Origin of the sequence: Butyricimonas sp., from assembly GCF_019423355.1 — a bacterium.
Classification (GTDB): Bacteria; Bacteroidota; Bacteroidia; order Bacteroidales; family Marinifilaceae; genus Butyricimonas; species Butyricimonas faecihominis.
Window position 1 is genome coordinate 106446 of record NZ_JAHZBP010000004.1, and the last position, 17473, is coordinate 123918.

The window sequence follows — 17473 nt, forward strand, 5'->3', positions numbered from 1 at the left end:
TAAGAAAAAATATCATACAAACATAAAAAGAGGCACTTTTGAAATGCCTCTTTTTATGTTTGATGGTCTCAACTTAAATCATGCCATCGATGAGTCTCAGCTTTTCTTGCATTAATGCCAGTTTGTGGCGAGCGCTCTCGATCTTGTTGGAGAATTCTTTGACCAGACTCTCGGAATTGCTTGATTTGGAGAAGAATCCAATATTGTTTTCCCAAGCGTGAAGGTCTGTTTCCAGTTGCTTGATCTTGTTGACTAATTTTTCTCTTTCTTGAATGATCTTGCTGTCCTTGTCATCACTGTTGTCGAACGTGTTGATTTTGGACTTGAATCGTTCGATGTTTTTCTCGAATTCGTCGATGTCAAGCTGATCAAAATGATCGTTGATTAGTTTACGGAATTCGTTTTGAACGGTTTCTTTTTCTTTGATCGGAACAAATCCGATTTCTGCCCAGCGGGTTTGAAAGGCTTTCAATGCCTCGATGTCATCATCGTTATTACCGGTTAATTTGAAATTGCGTACTTCTTCGATCAGTTCTCGTTTCAGTTCAAGATTCTTTTCTTGATCGGAAGAGACATGTTTGAATTGAGCTGATTTTCGATCGAAGAAATGATCACAGGCAGACCGGAAACGGTTCCATATCTTGTTGGATACTTTTTTGGATACGGGGCCGATTGTTTTCCATTCTTTTTGGTACTCGATGATTTTCTTCGTGGTCGTACCCCAATCCGTGCTATCCTTTAACGCCTCGACTTTCTCGCAAAGTTCTATTTTCTTGGCTAGGTTTTTATTCTGCAAGGTTTGTATTTCTTGGAAGTATTGACGTTTCCTCTCGAAGAAAGCATCGCAAGCAGCCCGGTAACGTTTATACAGGCGATTGCGCTCCTTGATCGGAATTGTCCCGGCATGTTTCCATTCGGTTTGCAGGGCAAGAACGGTATCCGTGGCCACGTTCCATTCGGAGAGTTTTTCGAAGGAAACAGATGCGTAATTTTCCAGTTTCACGCAAATCTCTTCTTTGATTTTCAAGTTGTTGTCCTGTTCTTCCCGGAGGTTGTCAAAGAAACGGTGGTAAGCGCTGTTGATCTTGTCCGTCACTTCTTTGAATCGGTTCCAAGTTTCTTCTTGAACTTCTTTGGCAACTGGTCCGATCTCTTTCCATTGCGAATGGAGAGATTGCAGTTGTCGAAAGGCATTCCCGATGTTATTGTCTTCGAGTAAAGCGTTGGCTTGTTCAATCAAGGCATTCTTGGCATCTAGATTTTTTTTCAGATCAAGATCCCGCAACTCTTTGTTAATTTTAATATAATTGAAGAAGTTCTCCACGTGATGGTGATACGTTTCCAGCAAATCACTTGCTTGAGCTTGCGGAACCATACCCGTGTTTCTCCATCTGTCTTGCAAATTCCTGAAATCTTGGTATGTTTTGTTCAGTGATTCCTCGTGTTGAATCAGATCCTTTAATTCCTCGATAATCTGGAGCTTTTCCTTCAAGTTCTGTTCTTTCTCGCCTTCCAGCTTTTTGTAATATTCCGATTTTTTCTCCCGGTAGGTTCTGTACACGCTATAAAAGCGTTCTTTGGAATTGTCCTGATAGTCGAATGCCTCAGCCGGACTCCCGTCTTTGGTAAAATCGGCTAATGCTTTATCGTATTCTTTTTGATACTGGGCCTCGAAAACTTGGGGTAGGGAATCCAGCACCTTCAGGCGTTGCACGGGGAAATCGTCGATTAAAGACTTCATGTGAGAAATAATCTCGTCCGTGTTAAAACTGGAGAAATCCCATACCGGAACTTCCTTTTCGGGGGCTTTCTCTATCGGTGTAGGTTGACCCTGAACTGAAACCTCTTCTTGTGTTTCATCATTTAAAGTATCCGGAGAAATTGGCTCGTTGTTATTCAACTCTTCGGCTTGTTGTAAGTTTTCTTGCTCCATAACTGTTCGTATTTTTACGCATTCAACTCACGAAATTAATGATTAATTCTGATAATGCCAATTTATAATGAGTAAAAAAAGCGAGAGAAAGTTCTTTTTGGATTTCAATTGCAAAGCACGTATCTTTGACATTTATAATTGATGCTTATGTTTTCGTATATTCTGTATGGTTTTGTATGGTTGATTAGTTTCCTTCCGTTCCGAGTCCTTTATCTGGTGGCGGATTTGAACTATTTGTTGCTTTACTACGTGATTCATTATCGGCGTAAGGTTGTGAGGACGAATTTATGTAATTCTTTCCCGGAGAAAAGCTTGCGGGAGATCAAGGCGATTGAACGGAAATATTACAAGCATTTGGCTGATTTGTCTATCGAATTATATAAACTGTGGCATATGTCCGAGGGTTCGATCCGGAAACGTTGCGTGTTTAAAAACACGGAGTTACCGCAGTCGTATTTTGACGAGGGAAAGAGCGTGATCGGGGTGTTAGGGCATTATGGTAACTGGGAGTGGATGTCTTCATACAGTTTGTGGGAAACGGGGGCGGATTTTTTGGCCTTGTATAAACCGATTCGTGATAAAGTGACGGATCGCATGATGAAACAAATCCGTTCAAGGTTCGGGGCGGTACTCGTGGCAAAGGATGACACGTTAAGGGTTATCGCTCGTTATCGTTCGGAAAATCGTTTGTTTTTGGCTGGTTTTATCGGTGACCAGACTCCTAACGGGCGTAATTTGAATTTCTGGACGCGCTTTTTAAATCAAGATACCCCGGTTTTACTCGGCACGGAGCGGATTGCCCGGAAGTATAATATTCCGGTGGTTTCGGTGCATATGCGTAAGGTGAAACGTGGGTATTACGAGGTCGAGTTCGTGGATGTGTGTGCCAACCCGTCCGAGTTACCCCAAGGGAAATTGACGGAAATGCATACTCGATTGTTGGAATCTTTTATACAAGAAGAGCCGGAGTTTTGGTTGTGGTCGCATAAAAGATGGAAACATAAGAAGAAGTTTTGAATTTAAAATTTAGAATGAAATCAAAAAGCGTTGGGCTTGTGTGGCTGGTATCTAAAATCATAAATCTAAAATTAGAATGGCGAAACGGGTAGCTGTTATTATATTGAATTGGAACGGGGAGAAGTTGTTACGGGAGTTTTTACCTTCGGTCGTGAAGAACACGAATACTGATTTGGGGCGTGTTGTCGTGGTGGATAACCATTCGACGGATGGTTCTTGGATATGTCTGGAACAAGAGTTTCCGGACGTGGAACGGGTGTTGTTCGAGGATAATTTCGGGTTCGCCGGGGGATATAATCGGGCAATCGAGATGATCAAGGCGGAATACGTGGTTCTTTTAAATAGTGACGTGGAGGTCGCCCCCGGTTGGTTGGAACCGTTGGTCGCCGTGTTGGACCGGGACGAGAGGGTGGCAGCCGTGCAACCGAAGATATTAGCATACCGGGATAAAAAGATGTTCGAGTACGCCGGAGCAGCTGGGGGATACATTGATTATTTAGGATTCCCGTTTTGCCGCGGGCGTGTGATGGATACCACGGAACAGGATGATGGGCAGTATGATGATGAGGTCGATGTTTTTTGGGCAACGGGGGCCTCTCTATGTATTCGGCGGGACGTGTACCGTGCGGCAGGAGGGTTGGACGAGGCTTTTTTCGCGCACATGGAAGAGATTGATCTTTGCTGGCGATTGAAAAATGGAGGGTATACTTTAAAGGTGGTTCCTTCTTCTGTCGTCTACCATTTGGGGGGAGGCTCGTTGCCGATGAATCATCCGAGAAAGTTGTTTTTGAATTACCGGAATAATTTATTGATGTTGCATAAGAATCTGTGTGCTAAACAGCGTAAGAAAATCTTTTTTGCACGAGTTTTGCTGGACACGATGGCGGGAGGGCTTTTTCTGTTGAAAGGTCAATGGTCCAACACCCGTTCGGTAATCCGGGCATACAAGGCTTTCCGGGAGATGAGGAAAGCCTATCCGGTTCCTGAAAGTTCTATAAGTCTTTCGGGAATATATCCCCGGAGTATCGTGTTGGAATATTTCTTGCGGGGTAAAAAGAAGTTCTCGGATTTAAATTTTAAATGATGGTAAATAAACCTTTGACATAAAATGTTGTCATAGGGGTGTAGGCTTTAATGATATGATTAGAAAGCATGAACGAGATAAGTGATGAAGATATTGTAAGAATGTTTCATTCCGGAAATGGAGAGGAAAAAGCTTTTCGGTTACTTGTAGGAAAGTATAGCGAGAGGCTTTACTGGCATATCCGTAAAATCGTGATAGGGCATGAAGATAGCGATGATGTGTTGCAGAATACCTTTATCAAGATTTGGAAGGGGCTGAGGGAGTTTCGTTACGAGGCGAAATTGTTTACATGGATGTACCGGGTGGCGACGAATGAGGCGATTAATTTTTTGAGTGAAAAGCGTCGGAAGACTTATGGGAACTCGCAGGAGATTACTCCCATGCTGGAAAATCAGCTGGAAAGTGATAGTTTTTTTTGTGGGGATTCGATCCAGCGGGAATTGCAGAAAGCCGTGTTGAAATTGCCGGAGCGTCAACGTCTGGTATTTAATATGAAGTATTTTGATGACATGAAATATGAGGATATTGCCGAGGTACTGGATGTCGCCGTGGGAACGCTGAAGGCAACTTATCACAATGCGGTAAAGAAAATAGAGGAAAGTTTGAAGATTTCGGATACTTTACCCTCGTTCGAATAGTTATTGGATAATAGAAAATGGAAGGTTATGGATAATTTGGATGAGAAATATAAATCAAAGAACCCGTTCACGGTGCCTGACCGTTATTTTGACACGTTGGGCGACCGGGTGATGGACCGGATAAAGGATGAGGAAGGGAAGACACGGAAAACGAGTTTGTTTCAGACGTTAAAACCTTATCTCGGTTTAGCGGGATTATTCGCTTTCGCGATGATCGTCATACAGTTGCTGGTTCCTAATCTGGTGGATGAAAATCGGATGCTGTTAAAGAATGGAGAGCAGGCGAACGTGACGGCACAAGCAGAAGATGAGAATATTTTCGATGCGGATTTTAACCCTTCTCGTGAAGAGATCATCGAGTATCTGTCACAAGAGACTGATCCGATTGAGTTTTTATACGCGGAGCGTAGGTAGAATTGAATGTACAAGCAAGATATATGAAAAAGATAAGTTTGATTATATTGATGGTGGGGTTTGGTTTTTCTTTATTTGCCCAAAGCGGGAAATTGAGTGAAGACAAACGGAAAGAGTTCGAGGCTCAAAAAGTAGCCTTTTTTACTCAAGAGATGGATTTGACCCCGGAAGAGGCCACTAAGTTCTGGCCTTTATATAACGAGATGCAGCAGAAAATTCGTGTCGAGAATGATAAAATACGAGATTTAACCTGCCGGAAAGATAAAAAAGAGGTTCCGGAAGTGACGGAACAACAAGCATTGAAGAATTTGGAGATCATGTTATCTGCCGAACAGGCTGTACGAGATATTAAGAAAGAATATATCGAGAAGTTGACCAAGGCTCTGTCCGCCAAGAAAGTGTGGATGATGATTCAGGCCGAGCAGAAATTCCATCATCAATTGTGGAAGAAGATGGGGAAATATCCTGCACCCGCGCAGAAATAGTTGATCGCATGGGGAAATTCGTGGCTGGACGTGAAAAAAAAGAAAAAAATCACGTCAAAAGCTTGCAAGAACAATAAAAAGCACTACTTTTGTCAGCGCAATTGGAGAGATGGGTGAGTGGCTGAAACCAACAGTTTGCTAAACTGTCGTACGGGATACTGTACCGGGGGTTCGAATCCCCCTCTCTCCGCCACCAATTTTGAAGCTCATTTTCGGGGCGTAGCGCAGTCCGGTAGCGCATCTGCTTTGGGAGCAGAGGGTCGCAGGTTCGAATCCTGTCACCCCGACAGATAGACAGCCACGAGAGTGACTGTTTTTTTATTTAAATAAAATACCTATCTTTGTCCTTATAAATTTAATACTTACACGAATGAAGATGTCTAAATAAACAAGTCGGTTGTAAAACCGGTAAAGTCTCCAAAGTCTACGTGATAGGAGCATCGGGTTTTATTAATTGTTTTATGTGCAGCATACAATTGTCTTGAAGTTGTAGTGAGCCGACTTTTAATTTAGGAATCATGTGTACCATCCAAGGTATTCATTTGTTATTCCGAACAGGTTACGTGAAAACAAGTTTTTAAAAGAATTTGTGAGAGATTCATGTACATGTTTCCGCCCGAAATAAGTCAATCCGGTATTCATTTTTTTTATTTGAAGTTTTATGAGTGAGATTATAGTGAAACAGGTTATGTATAGCCATGCAGATAAGGAACTTTTGTTTCAGAATATCAGTTTTCGGGTTCCGGACGGGAGTAAGGTTGCGTTGATTGGGAATAATGGTTCGGGGAAGTCAACGCTGTTGCGGATGATTGCGGGTGATTTGCAACCCGTCTCGGGAGAGATCATTGTCTCGGAGAAGCCTTATTATATCCCGCAGCACATGGGACAATTCGATTCGTGGACCGTGGCTGAGGCATTGCGGGTGGAGCGGAAAATAGAAGCATTGCACGCAATACTTGGCGGGAGTGTTGATGTAGAGTCTTTCACGATTCTAGGAGATGACTGGGATATAGAGGAGCGGAGTCGTTCGGCGTTGGAGTATTGGGGATTACTGAACGTGAAACTTGATCAAAAGATGTCTTCACTAAGTGGGGGAGAGAAAACGAAGGTTTTTCTGGCAGGGATTCAAGTACATTCACCGGGGGTAATTTTGTTGGACGAACCGACGAATCATTTGGATAGAGGGAGTCGAGAGAAATTGTATGATTTGATTTGTCGGGGAAGTGCAACCGTACTCGTGGTGAGTCATGACCGGGTTTTATTGAATTTACTGTCGACGATGTTGGAGTTGGAACGTAAAGGGATAATGCTTTATGGTGGAAATTATGATTTTTATAAAGAGCAGAAAGAGATACATTTGAATGCACTGCGTGAGCAGGTCGAGGAGAAACAGAAAGAGCTACGTCTGGCTAAAAAGATTGCCAAGGATGCGGCAGAACGACAGCAGAAACGGGAAGTTCGGGGAGAAAAGCAAAGTTTGAAGAAAGGAATTCCCCGGATTATGATGAATACGTTGAAGAATAAGGCGGAAAAGTGTACTTCCCATTTGAGAGATGTGCATGAGGGAAAAATAGATGCGATTTCCATGACTCTTTCGGAAAGCCGGGCGGCCTTGCCGGGTGTGGAACAGATGAAAGTAGATTTCAACCCGTCGCGATTACACGAGGGAAAAACCTTGGTCACGGCTCGTGGCGTTAATTTCAGCTATGGCATGGAATTATTGTGGGCACAGGCGCTTTGTTTCGAGATCAAGAGCGGAGAACGTGTCGGTCTGGATGGAAAAAACGGTTCGGGAAAGACGACGTTATTAAAATTACTACTCGGACAATTGGAACCGACGGAAGGCGTGTTGAGCCGGGGGGATTTTAAATATGTATATGTGGACCAAGAGTGTTCTTTGTTGCGGGACAATTTGACGGTCTATGAGCAGGCAGAATGTTTTAACGAGCAGAATATCCCGGAGCATGAGTTGAAGATACGATTGAATCGTTTCTTGTTTCCCCGGGAGGTCTGGGATAAACCTTGTTGTAAATTGAGTGGAGGAGAGCGGATGCGTCTCGTGTTGTGTTGTCTGATGATCGGTAATAACACGCCTGACGTATTTGTGTTGGATGAACCTACGAATAATCTGGATATATTGAATATTGAAATTATAACTTCGACTATTAAGGATTACCGGGGAACAGTGATTGCCGTCTCGCATGATCGGAGTTTTATGGATGAAATTGGGGTGAGCAGGTATATAGAAGTATAAATGTTTTTTATCATCTTATAAAAAATGATCTGTTGAAAATCCATCAAAGGCACTTTTGAACAAATTCATTTTGTTTAGCCTTCCAGTTTATGTAGAGAACCAAGTGTAATCTAACCGTGAAGTAATGGAGAAACTACCTCTCGTTCGTTGTTTATTCTGAGCTTAAGCGGAGCTTATTCTATCCGGGCTACATGAGCCACGAGTAAGCTCTGAATCAGTTTCGAAAAAGAGGTACCTTCTCTCTTAATTCTCGGTAGGATTACTATTACTTCTTTTATTTTAACGCACACACGAGGAGCCGGATAATGATTGGGTTTACATCTTGGTTTACACGGGGGGGTATTTTGCTTACATCATTGCTTACATGAGGGGGTAAAAACCATGAAAATGGCCTGAAATGAAAAAAGCACCTACAATCGTAAGTGCTTTAAAATGAGAGCGGAAAACGGGACTCAAACCCGCGACCCCCAGCTTGGAAGGCTAGTGCTCTATCGACTGAGCTATTTCCGCGAATAAGTGGGGAGAGCAGGATTCGAACCTACGAAGACGATGTCAGCTGAGTTACAGTCAGCCCCAGTTGGCCACTTTGGTATCTCCCCTTTGTTCAAAGAACAGTTGCTTGTTTTAAGCGGGTACAAAGATAGGTAGTTTTGCGGAATTACCAAATATTACGTGGAAAAATCTTGAAAAAAATGTATTTCGTGGATAAAAGAATACGAGGAGCTTTCGGTACCGAAAACTCCTCGTTACATCTTATCGTCACTATGAGACCTATTTACGAGGACGATAAGTAATGTCAATGGTTCTTTCTTCCTCGAAACCTTTGTACTTGATGTGTAACTGTACGGAATCTGTTACCTCGTTAAATAATTCTTTTAGCGGGAAACTGACATAACCGTAAAGACTTTTGTTTTCCGGATCTCCGTATGCATTATGTCTGAATTCTAACAGGGTTTTCCCGTCCGCTGTTAATTCTTCATGCTTTGTCAGGTTGACCATGTGTTCTTTAGCGCCTCCGGCATAAAAGAATCGGAAGGTGATAAAGTCGTTGGCAATCCAGTATTCCGGTAATTCAATCGGATCCATACCCAAGCTGTCACTAATGGCTTCGGTATAGGGTACAATAGGTTTGGTAAGAAGCTTTTGCAGGTCGTTTACTCGCACGTAATGATCTACACTACTTCCCGGATTTGCATCTTGCAAGATGGTAAAATCCGCGTACACACGCATATTATTTTCTAAGTAACGTACCGGTACATTTGAAACGGATGGATACAATACAGGACCTTTGTCCAGTATAATTCTGTAATCCTGATCACTTGTTTTTTCAATCGTACCGACTTCTAACCAGAATTTGTCCAAGCTATACCCGTCGTCATTACAAGATGTGAAGGCGAATGTTGCCGAGAGCAAAAGAATAATTAGTGTCACTACTTTTTGATACTTCATTTTAAACCCCTTTTTATTACTCGTTGTTTTTTAGTTTTCATTACTTAGATGGATAATTGCGTGAATGGTTGCGTCTAATAATGTTAAAATCAATGGAAAAAGGCTATCATACATCGTATGATAGCCTTGATCCCTTGTTTTTGCCGGGATTTATGAATTTAGAAAAGAGTTTTTTTCAGGGAGAACAGGAATTCCAATCCCCCGTCTTTTCTATTTTTTGCCGAAATGTCTCCTTTATGGAAAAGAACGGCGTTCTTCACGATGGAGAGTCCTAGGCCGGAACCACCGTTTTGCCTGCTGCGTCCTTCGCATACACGATAGAAACGTTCGAAAATCCGGTTCAAGTGATTTTCTTCTATTCCTTGCCCCGTGTCATAGTAGGAGAAATAATAAAATTCCTTGTCTTCCATGTAGTTGTTTACCCCGATCGAAATATGATCTCCGGCATAATTGATGGAATTTTCAATGAGATTCCGGAATATAGCATAAACCAGCGTTTTATTTCCCTCGATAACCGTCTGGGGATTTATCTCGTTCTTCACGTTGATCCCGTGTGCTACGATCGGGGAATGCAGGTCATTAATGACCTCCTGCAAGGTGTTGTGAACATTCACTTGTTCCTTGTCAAAAAGTTCGGATGCCTCTTCCGTCTTGGTGATCAAGGCAATATCCCGGATTAAGTCGGATAGGCGAACGATTTGTGAATGCGTACGTTCCAAAAAGAAATGTTGCTTGTCCGGGGTAATATGGGGTTGTTCCAAAAGGGTCTCGATATAACCGCGAATACTGCTTACCGGAGTTTTTAGCTCGTGGGCGATATTATTCGTCATCTCCTGTTTTAGGAGCCTGTTTTTCTCGTTATCAGAGATGTTGTTTAGGGTGATTTCGAAACTGTTATCCGTGAAAATCAATAGTTTTACGGCAAAATGCTTGCCAGCCTTGCTGATCTTGTTCTGGTACACGGGGATGTTGGTGGTATTTGGGTTTACCGGGGTGTTCTTTTGCAAGAATTCGTTTAGTTCTTTGAAATCCGGTTGTTCCAGAAGTTTTTCGACTTTGAATGTCGGTTCGTCTAGGATAATGTTCAAGTACTGGATAAAATGCGTGTTGGCATATATCTTTTCCCGGTTAGCGGAGAAGATGGCAATTCCCTCGTCGGAGTAGTGGAAGTGACGGAGAAGTTTCTCCTGTTCCACGTTGATCTGCTTGTTGCTCTCTTCTAAAAGTTGATAGTTATGAATGATCTTTTCACCGATCTCTCCCAGTTCCGTATTCGGGAAATGAATATTGTTGTAATTAATGTTGTGATTGTCGGCCGAAACGATAAAATCTTTCAGTCCGGAAATTGCTTTCCCGAAACGATCGGAGATATAAATCAGCGAGATCAGCGTGATAAAGAATAGTAGCGTGATAAAATACAGGAATATGTTGTCCGTCTTTAAAAAGTTCTGGATCTCGATGTCGTAAGGGAGAGCCACCCGGATAAAATAATTCATGTAGTCTTTGGCAAAATAATAGTACTCGACCCCGGTACTTTTAGAAAGCCGGATGGCGGTTCCTGTTTTTTGGATTAATGCCGTTTGGATTTCCGGACGCTGCAAGTGGTTTTCGATCTCTTGTTCCTTGTCGAGACTATTGTCATAAAGAACTTTACCATCATGATCCACTATTGTTAATCGTAAGTTGGAGGGCATAAGTACGAGTACATTCTTTAAAGAATCCATTTGCCCGTTGTTTATCAGATGATGTTGTTGAACGTAACGGGCGATGATGTCGGAATAATCGTCCAGCGTGGTACGCAAGGTCTCCGTTTTATAGGCTTTTTCCCGGTTCTGTTGGAAAAAGGTAATGACAACCGTGAAGACGGCGAATACAATGAAGAAGTAAATGAACAACTTCTGTTTATAGGATAATTTCATTGGAAATAGTTTTTGTATTAACGTTTAAAGTTCCACGCAATAGCCGTACCCGGAACGATTTGCGATATGTTTTCCCTGTTCGCCCAGTTTTTTTCTCAGTCGGGTGATGTGTACGTCGACGGTGCGTTCAAGCACGTAGCTGTCGTCACTCCATACCTTATTGAGAATGTCTTCGCGGGAGAATATTTTTCCGGGAGATTGTGCCAGCATGTTTAATATTTCAAATTCCTTTTTGGTAATCGGGATGAGCCGATCGTGGATGGAGACACATTTTGTACTTAAATCGATGTGCATCTCACCTATATCGATCACCTGTTTTTTATTGGCAGCATTCAACGAACCTGCTCTTTTCAAGACGGCTTTCACTCTTGCCGAAACTTCCTTGATCGAGAAAGGTTTGGATATATAGTCGTCGCCCCCGATATTGAAACCGGTGAGCATGTCATTTTCCGTGTCTTTGGCCGTCAGAAAGATGATCGGGGTTGAGTTGTGAAGATCTTTCCGAAGTTTCTCCGCCATCTTGAACCCTGACATTCCTCCCATCATCACGTCCAGCAGGATTAGATCATATTCCTCGGTCAGCATCTTTAGAGCCTCTTCCGCGGAGGGTGCGGTGTCAACTAGGTAACCTTCGCTCTCCAAGTTGAATTTTAAAATTTCTCTCAGGTCCTCTTCATCGTCAACCACTAATATCCGTTGTTTATCCATTGCTCTAAAATTTAGTTGTTATGAATATGTTTCGCGTTCTTCCCTTCCATCAGATAAATGGCCGCTTCAGCAATGTTTGTGGCGTTGTCCCCGATTCGTTCAATGTTGTATGACATTCCACTAAGGGAAAGGGCATCCAGCATATCTTGATCTTTGATCGTTTTGCCGACAAAGTGAAGAGGTATCCCGTGAATGATTTCTTTGTGGTTGTTGTCCACGAGGTCATCCGTCCGGATAATCTCTTTTGCCAAATTCTCGTCTTCACACGTAAAGGCAAAGATAGCATTTTGTGTCATTTTTTTTACCGTTTCCAATTGTAATAAAATGGTCGGGTGGAAAGATGCGTAAAGAGAACCCTGTAATTCAACTTCCCGGAGGAAGTCGGCAATATTGAGCAACAGGTCACCGATACGTTCCAAGTAGGCCGTCATATCATGATAGGACATGATCTTTCGGCAATCACTGGCTCTGGGGCAGTAAAGTACGATGGAGTTGATGACTTCATCCCTGATTTTTACTTCCAGACCGTCAATGATAACTTCATTATGTTCGATCTTCGTGTATAATTCACCGTCTTTGTTGTTGTGGGTTGCGGTGATAACGAGTTCCATCTGTTGTAGTACGATGGTGGATAAGACTTCAAAGTCTTCTTTAATCTTTTCTAGGTATTTTTCTCTTATGGTAGTCATGTGGTGTAAGCTAAAAGTTATAAGCTAAAAGTTAATAAGGAATGTGTTTATAGAGGGAGTTCGATCTAAACTCATAAATCAAAAATTGTTTTATCCGAATTGTCCCGTCAAGTACTCTTCCGTGCGTTTGTCACTTGGGTTTGTGAACATTTTCTGGGTTTCGTCATATTCGATTAAATGACCGAGGTACATGAACATCGAGTAATCCGATATACGAGCTGCCTGTGACATATTATGTGTGACAATCAAGATTGTGAATTCGTTTTTCAGATCCAGCAACAACTCTTCGATTCGATTGGTGGCAATCGGGTCCAAGGCTGAGGTCGGCTCATCCATTAGCAAAACTTTCGGTTTTAGTGAAAGAGCCCGGGCAATGCATAACCGTTGCTGCTGACCACCGGAAAGGAAGGTCCCTTTCTTGAATAGGGAGTCTTTCACTTCGTCCCATAATCCCACGTTTTTAAGGCTTTCCTCTACTAACTGGTCTTTTTCCTGCTTGGGAAGAGAAATCCCGTTCAATTTATACCCGGCGATCACGTTGTCATAAATGCTCATCGTGGGGAACGGGTTCGGGCGTTGGAATACCATTCCCGTCATGCGTCGTACTTCCATGGGGTTTGTCTTTAATATATTTTTTCCGTTCAGGAGAATCTCTCCCGTGGTCTTGATGTCCGGGTACAATTCGTGCATCCGGTTGATCGCCCGTAACAAGGTACTCTTTCCACATCCGGAGGGGCCCATGATAGCCGTGATTTTCTTTTCTGCAATATCCGCGCTAACTTCTTCTACCGCGTTTTTTCCCGGGGTGTACGAAATGGAAACTTTTTTAAGTTGTAATATAGGATTTGTGATAACCATGATTAATTTTAGATTTTAGATTTTAAATTTTAGATTGAAAGCCTGTTTGTAATGCAATTTAAAATTTAAAATTTACAATTATTGAACTCTCCATTTTTTTGCAATTTGTTTTGCTATAATATTGAGGGTCAGAATTAACATTAACAGGAAGAGGGAGGAACTCCAGATCATGTCGATCAGGTTCGGGTCATTGTAAAACTCCCAGATCAACAAGGGAACCGCGCTCGTGGGTTTCAACACGTCCCAGTTGATAGCGGTGCTACCCAAGGCTGTTAACATCAGGGGTGCGGTTTCGCCCATAACCCGGGAGATAGCCAGCAAGATACCCGTGAACAATCCCCCGAAGGCTGCGGGTAACAATACTTTTAGAATGACACTGGTGTAGGAGGCTCCTAATGCAAGTCCGGCCTCTTTCAAACTTCCCGGGAGCATTTTTAACGTCTCTTCCGTGGAACGCACGATTAACGGGAGCATCATGATACTAAGGGCGACACTTCCCGCGAGGGCGGAATAACTACCTAGGGGTTTCACGACCCATGCATAAGCGATAATACCGATTACGATGGAAGGGCTACCTTGAATCAGATCTGTCAAGAAACGAGTGATGTTCGAAAATTTGGTCTTCGGGTGTTCCGAGAGATGAATGCCGACCATGATTCCGATAGGGATAGCAATAATTGCGGCTAGGACAACCATGAGTAACGTACCGGTAATCCCGTTTGCAATTCCGCCCGGAATAATGTCTCCCGTACCTCTGGCCAGCATGGCGTCCAAGGTACTTGGAGCGCTCTCCGTGAAAAAGTTCCAATTAATCTGTTTGTAGCCTTTTTTGATTAATTCCCAGATGATGGCGAATAACGGGATTACCGTCAGAGAGGCCAGAAAACAGGTCGTGTAGAAAAAGACCTTGTTTTTTATCGTTCTATATCTTAAACTACTCATTGTTGCAATCAATTAAGTTTCTTGATGATGAGTTTTGCCACTAGATTGATGATTGCCGTGATCAGGAATAATAGTAACCCGATGGCAATCAAGGAGCTTAATTTTAACCCGTCTGCCTCTCCGAACTGGTTTGCGATGATACTGGCCATCGTGTTACCCGTGTCTGCCAGTGAGGTGGGCAAGTTATTCGTGTTGCCGATAAGCATGGTTACTGCCATGGTTTCTCCAAGAGCCCGTCCCAGAGCTAGGATATAGCTGGCAAATACTCCGGAACCGGCAGAGGGAAAAGTGACTGTTCTGATCACCTCGTAGCGGGTGGCTCCCAAACTATATGCAGCCTCTTTCAGTTCGTTGGGAACCATGGATATGAACTCGCCACTGAGGGAGGATGCATAGGGGATGATCATGATTGCCAGAATAATGGATGAGGTCAATACTCCGAATCCTTGTGAATTGACTCCCATCTCGATGATAATCGGGCGGAAGGTATAAAATCCCCATAATCCGTACACGATCGAGGGAATTCCCGCGAGTAAATCTATAATGGAACTGATGAACGTGGCAATCTTTTTACCTCGAAAGAATTCACCCGTGAAAAGTGCCACGGGCAGAGAAAATGGGATACAGAATATAAGTGCCAGAAAAGAGGTTAGGAGGGTTCCCACGATAAAGGAAAGGGCTCCATAAGTTTCTCTGTCCGGATGGGGATCCCATTCTGTTGACCCGATAAACTGGAAGAATCCGTAATGGCTGAGAGCCGGGATCGAGCCGCTGACCAGTGAATAAATCATGCCGGCACTAATCAGTAGAATCAGGATACAACAAATAGAGAGTAGCCGTTTAAAAATAAGATCACGCATAGTTAGTTACAAGTTACAGGTTACAAGTTACAGGTTGGCAAGATTCAACTTGCAACCTGTAAACTTGTAACTTTATTAATTCAGGACTTTTTTGCCCTCGAAACTTATAGAGTTTAATAGTGTTTTGGCGTTAGCCACGGCTGATTGGGGAAGGGGAGAGTAATGAACTTTTGTAGTCAATGCTTGTGCTTCCGGGCTTAACATCCAATCGAGTAATTTCACGGTTGCCTGTGCTTGTGCTAGGCTTCTGTTTGCATAGGCTTGTTCCTTGTAAAGGATAATCCATGTGAAACAACTGATGGGGTAAGCGTCCGGTGCGGAAGAGTTCGTGATCATGGTACGGGTATCTGCCGGCATTTCGCCTTTTGCTGCTGCGGAAATACTTTCTGTATTCGGCATGATGAAGTTGCCGGAAGCGTTTTTCATTTGGGCCATCGGAATATTCAAGGAAAAAGCGTACTCTGATCCCACGTATCCGATCGCTCCGAGGGTTTGGCTGATTGTTCCGGCTACACCGGGATTACCTTTAGCTGCCAAGCCTGCCGGCCATTTCAATGATTTACCTGTACCCACGTTTTCTTTCCAATCATTGCTTACTTTCGTCAAGTAATCACTGAAAACGAAGGTGGTACCGCTACCATCTGAACGGTATACCGGGGTTAATTCTTTGTCCGGAAGAGTTACTCCGGGATTTAATTCCTGAATTTTAGCATCATTCCATTTGGTGATTTTGCCCAGATAGATGTCGGCAACCACCTCTCCGGAAAGTTTTAATTCTTTCACTTCCGGTAAATTGTAAGCCATAACCACGGCTCCCATACAAGTCGGGATGTGTACCGTTGCGTAGGGCATCTCTTGCATCTCCGCGTCAGACAGGTAGGCATCCGATCCCCCGAAATCAACAATCTTGTCTTTCAGGCTTCTGATACCACCGCCACTACCAATACCCCCGTAAGTCACGGCGTTACCCGTTTTCTCTTGGTAGGTCTTGAATGCCAAGTTGTAGAATGGTAAGGGGAAAGTAGCTCCGGCTGCAGCGATGTTCATTTTTTTGCTCTCGGACTCTTTGTTCTTCTTCGAGTTCCCGCAAGATGCAATAGCGATAGCTAAAATAAGGATCAATAAATTTTTCATTTCTGATAGTATTAATTTCAACGTCTTCTGATTCATTTATTACACTGCAAGTTTAGATGAATCTTGTTACACGAATGTTGCGCATTTGTTACATTAATGTTACAACTTGAATTCGATGTTCAGATAGACGAAAGAGCTTGATTTACCGTCTCTTGGGTTCCAAGTGGAGAAATTCGGGGCGATTTTTAGTTGTTTGATCGGGGCATATTGAACACCTACTAAGATTCGTTGTCCGTCAGCACTGCTCCAATCATCTTTGGAACCTAGGTTATCATATCTTCCGAAGAGGTTGAATTGATCTTCCAGCTTGATAGTAGAATAAACGGAGAATCCGGATTGATCGTTGTCTTCCTTGAACTTGGTGTTATACATTTGGTTATATTCAGCTCCGATGGAGAATAACTCGTGTTTGTAACCAGCGAAGAAGGCTAAATTCTGTTGATCTTTAGTCTCGTCTCCTTCGATGTTCTTACTGGCAAGATCGTAATAAGCGCGCAGAGTCAAATTCTTAACGGGAAGAATTGTTGCTCCCACGGCATACCTGTATTTGTTGTCACCGTTCAATTTTTTGTAACCTTCCCCGTTACTAATCGTGATGTCGGCAGAGAGCCATTTTGTAAATTTGTATTTACCCAAGATTCCCATATCTGCGCTGGAACCGAATTTATACTCGTCTTGGAAGGATTTCATGATATAACGATATCCCCAGAATTTTTCCTGTACGTTGAATTGTTCCAAACCGATCAAACCAAAGTCCAGCGTGAAATTACCCGTCTTCCAGCTTAACATGGCATTCTTGATATACGCCACTCTTTCGAGGTCGGAACCTGAAACTTTGGTGGAACCCATGTCAAACACAACTTTTCCGCTTAATTTTTCTGTCAAGGAGAATTGATACCCAAGGTAAGCACGATCAAGTGCGAATCCGGATTCTTTATTTGCGTTTCCAATCCCGGCATGATAGTTCGCAAAAACAGTAACAATCGGTTGTCCCTTGATTTGGAATTTCTTCTTTTCTTCTTGTTTCTGACCGAAACTACTTAAACAAATAGCAGCTAAAACCACACTAATTAAAATCCTTTTCATTTG

General features: G+C 42.9%; 16 protein-coding genes and 4 tRNA genes. 8 read left to right on the forward strand and 12 right to left on the reverse strand.

Translation table 11 applies throughout. The features are described 5' to 3' along the window. Positions 1-73: 73 nt before the first annotated feature. A complete protein-coding gene (locus QVC79_RS06950) occupies positions 74-1933 on the reverse strand; it encodes a DUF349 domain-containing protein (protein ID WP_124317212.1) in 1860 nt (619 codons plus the stop codon). 147 nt (positions 1934-2080) lie between these two features. On the opposite strand from QVC79_RS06950, the gene QVC79_RS06955 reads away from it, so the two are divergent. From QVC79_RS06955 to QVC79_RS06990, 8 genes are all read left to right on the forward strand, one after another. Then, complete coding sequence (locus tag QVC79_RS06955) at positions 2081-2950, forward strand: lysophospholipid acyltransferase family protein (RefSeq protein WP_124317213.1); 870 nt, start codon at positions 2081-2083, stop codon at positions 2948-2950. Positions 2951-3026: 76 nt separating this feature from the next. Continuing rightward, entirely contained in the window at positions 3027-4034 is a 1008-nt protein-coding gene (locus QVC79_RS06960; RefSeq protein WP_270592159.1) for a glycosyltransferase family 2 protein, read from the forward strand. Positions 4035-4102: 68 nt separating this feature from the next. Further along, positions 4103-4672: an RNA polymerase sigma factor gene (locus QVC79_RS06965; RefSeq protein WP_027202215.1), complete on the forward strand. Its 570-nt coding sequence runs from the start codon at positions 4103-4105 to the stop codon at positions 4670-4672. A gap of 27 nt (positions 4673-4699) precedes the next feature. After that, entirely contained in the window at positions 4700-5086 is a 387-nt protein-coding gene (locus tag QVC79_RS06970; protein WP_270592160.1) for a hypothetical protein, read from the forward strand. A gap of 23 nt (positions 5087-5109) precedes the next feature. Beyond that, a complete protein-coding gene (locus QVC79_RS06975) occupies positions 5110-5571 on the forward strand; it encodes a hypothetical protein (RefSeq protein ID WP_124317216.1) in 462 nt (153 codons plus the stop codon). A 103-nt stretch (positions 5572-5674) separates the two neighbouring features. Continuing rightward, positions 5675-5764 (forward strand) — tRNA-Ser (locus QVC79_RS06980). A gap of 20 nt (positions 5765-5784) precedes the next feature. Then, a tRNA-Pro gene (locus tag QVC79_RS06985) sits at positions 5785-5858 on the forward strand. 374 nt (positions 5859-6232) lie between these two features. Further along, positions 6233-7825: an ABC-F family ATP-binding cassette domain-containing protein gene (locus tag QVC79_RS06990; RefSeq protein ID WP_270592161.1), complete on the forward strand. Its 1593-nt coding sequence runs from the start codon at positions 6233-6235 to the stop codon at positions 7823-7825. Positions 7826-8262: 437 nt separating this feature from the next. On the opposite strand, the gene QVC79_RS06995 is transcribed toward QVC79_RS06990, so the two are convergent. The 11 genes from QVC79_RS06995 to QVC79_RS07045 form a co-directional block, all read right to left on the reverse strand. After that, a tRNA-Gly gene (locus tag QVC79_RS06995) sits at positions 8263-8335 on the reverse strand. A 7-nt stretch (positions 8336-8342) separates the two neighbouring features. Continuing rightward, positions 8343-8424 (reverse strand) — tRNA-Tyr (locus QVC79_RS07000). Positions 8425-8596: 172 nt separating this feature from the next. Further along, the gene (locus tag QVC79_RS07005) at positions 8597-9274 is read right to left on the reverse strand and encodes a NigD1/NigD2 family lipoprotein (RefSeq protein ID WP_270592163.1); all 678 of its coding nucleotides are present in this window, start codon (positions 9272-9274) and stop codon (positions 8597-8599) included. 158 nt (positions 9275-9432) lie between these two features. Beyond that, the gene (gene phoR, locus QVC79_RS07010) at positions 9433-11193 is read right to left on the reverse strand and encodes a sensor histidine kinase (RefSeq protein ID WP_270592164.1); all 1761 of its coding nucleotides are present in this window, start codon (positions 11191-11193) and stop codon (positions 9433-9435) included. A gap of 24 nt (positions 11194-11217) precedes the next feature. Further along, complete coding sequence (phoB, locus tag QVC79_RS07015) at positions 11218-11901, reverse strand: two-component system response regulator PhoB (RefSeq protein ID WP_124316720.1); 684 nt, start codon at positions 11899-11901, stop codon at positions 11218-11220. An 11-nt stretch (positions 11902-11912) separates the two neighbouring features. Continuing rightward, positions 11913-12590, reverse strand: a complete 678-nt coding sequence (locus QVC79_RS07020; protein ID WP_270592167.1) for a phosphate signaling complex PhoU family protein — start codon at positions 12588-12590, stop codon at positions 11913-11915. Positions 12591-12680: 90 nt separating this feature from the next. Then, positions 12681-13448 (reverse strand): phosphate ABC transporter ATP-binding protein PstB, encoded by a 768-nt coding sequence (gene pstB, locus QVC79_RS07025; RefSeq protein ID WP_270592169.1) that lies wholly within the window; start codon positions 13446-13448, stop codon positions 12681-12683. Positions 13449-13526: 78 nt separating this feature from the next. Then, positions 13527-14390: a phosphate ABC transporter permease PstA gene (pstA, locus tag QVC79_RS07030; RefSeq protein ID WP_087420782.1), complete on the reverse strand. Its 864-nt coding sequence runs from the start codon at positions 14388-14390 to the stop codon at positions 13527-13529. 8 nt (positions 14391-14398) lie between these two features. Further along, the gene (gene pstC, locus QVC79_RS07035; RefSeq protein WP_087420783.1) at positions 14399-15250 is read right to left on the reverse strand and encodes a phosphate ABC transporter permease subunit PstC; all 852 of its coding nucleotides are present in this window, start codon (positions 15248-15250) and stop codon (positions 14399-14401) included. Between the two features lie 75 nt (positions 15251-15325). Further along, complete coding sequence (gene pstS / locus QVC79_RS07040; protein ID WP_270592170.1) at positions 15326-16384, reverse strand: phosphate ABC transporter substrate-binding protein PstS; 1059 nt, start codon at positions 16382-16384, stop codon at positions 15326-15328. 99 nt (positions 16385-16483) lie between these two features. Next, positions 16484-17470 (reverse strand): porin, encoded by a 987-nt coding sequence (locus tag QVC79_RS07045; protein ID WP_087420785.1) that lies wholly within the window; start codon positions 17468-17470, stop codon positions 16484-16486. Between the last annotated feature and the right edge of the window lie 3 nt (positions 17471-17473).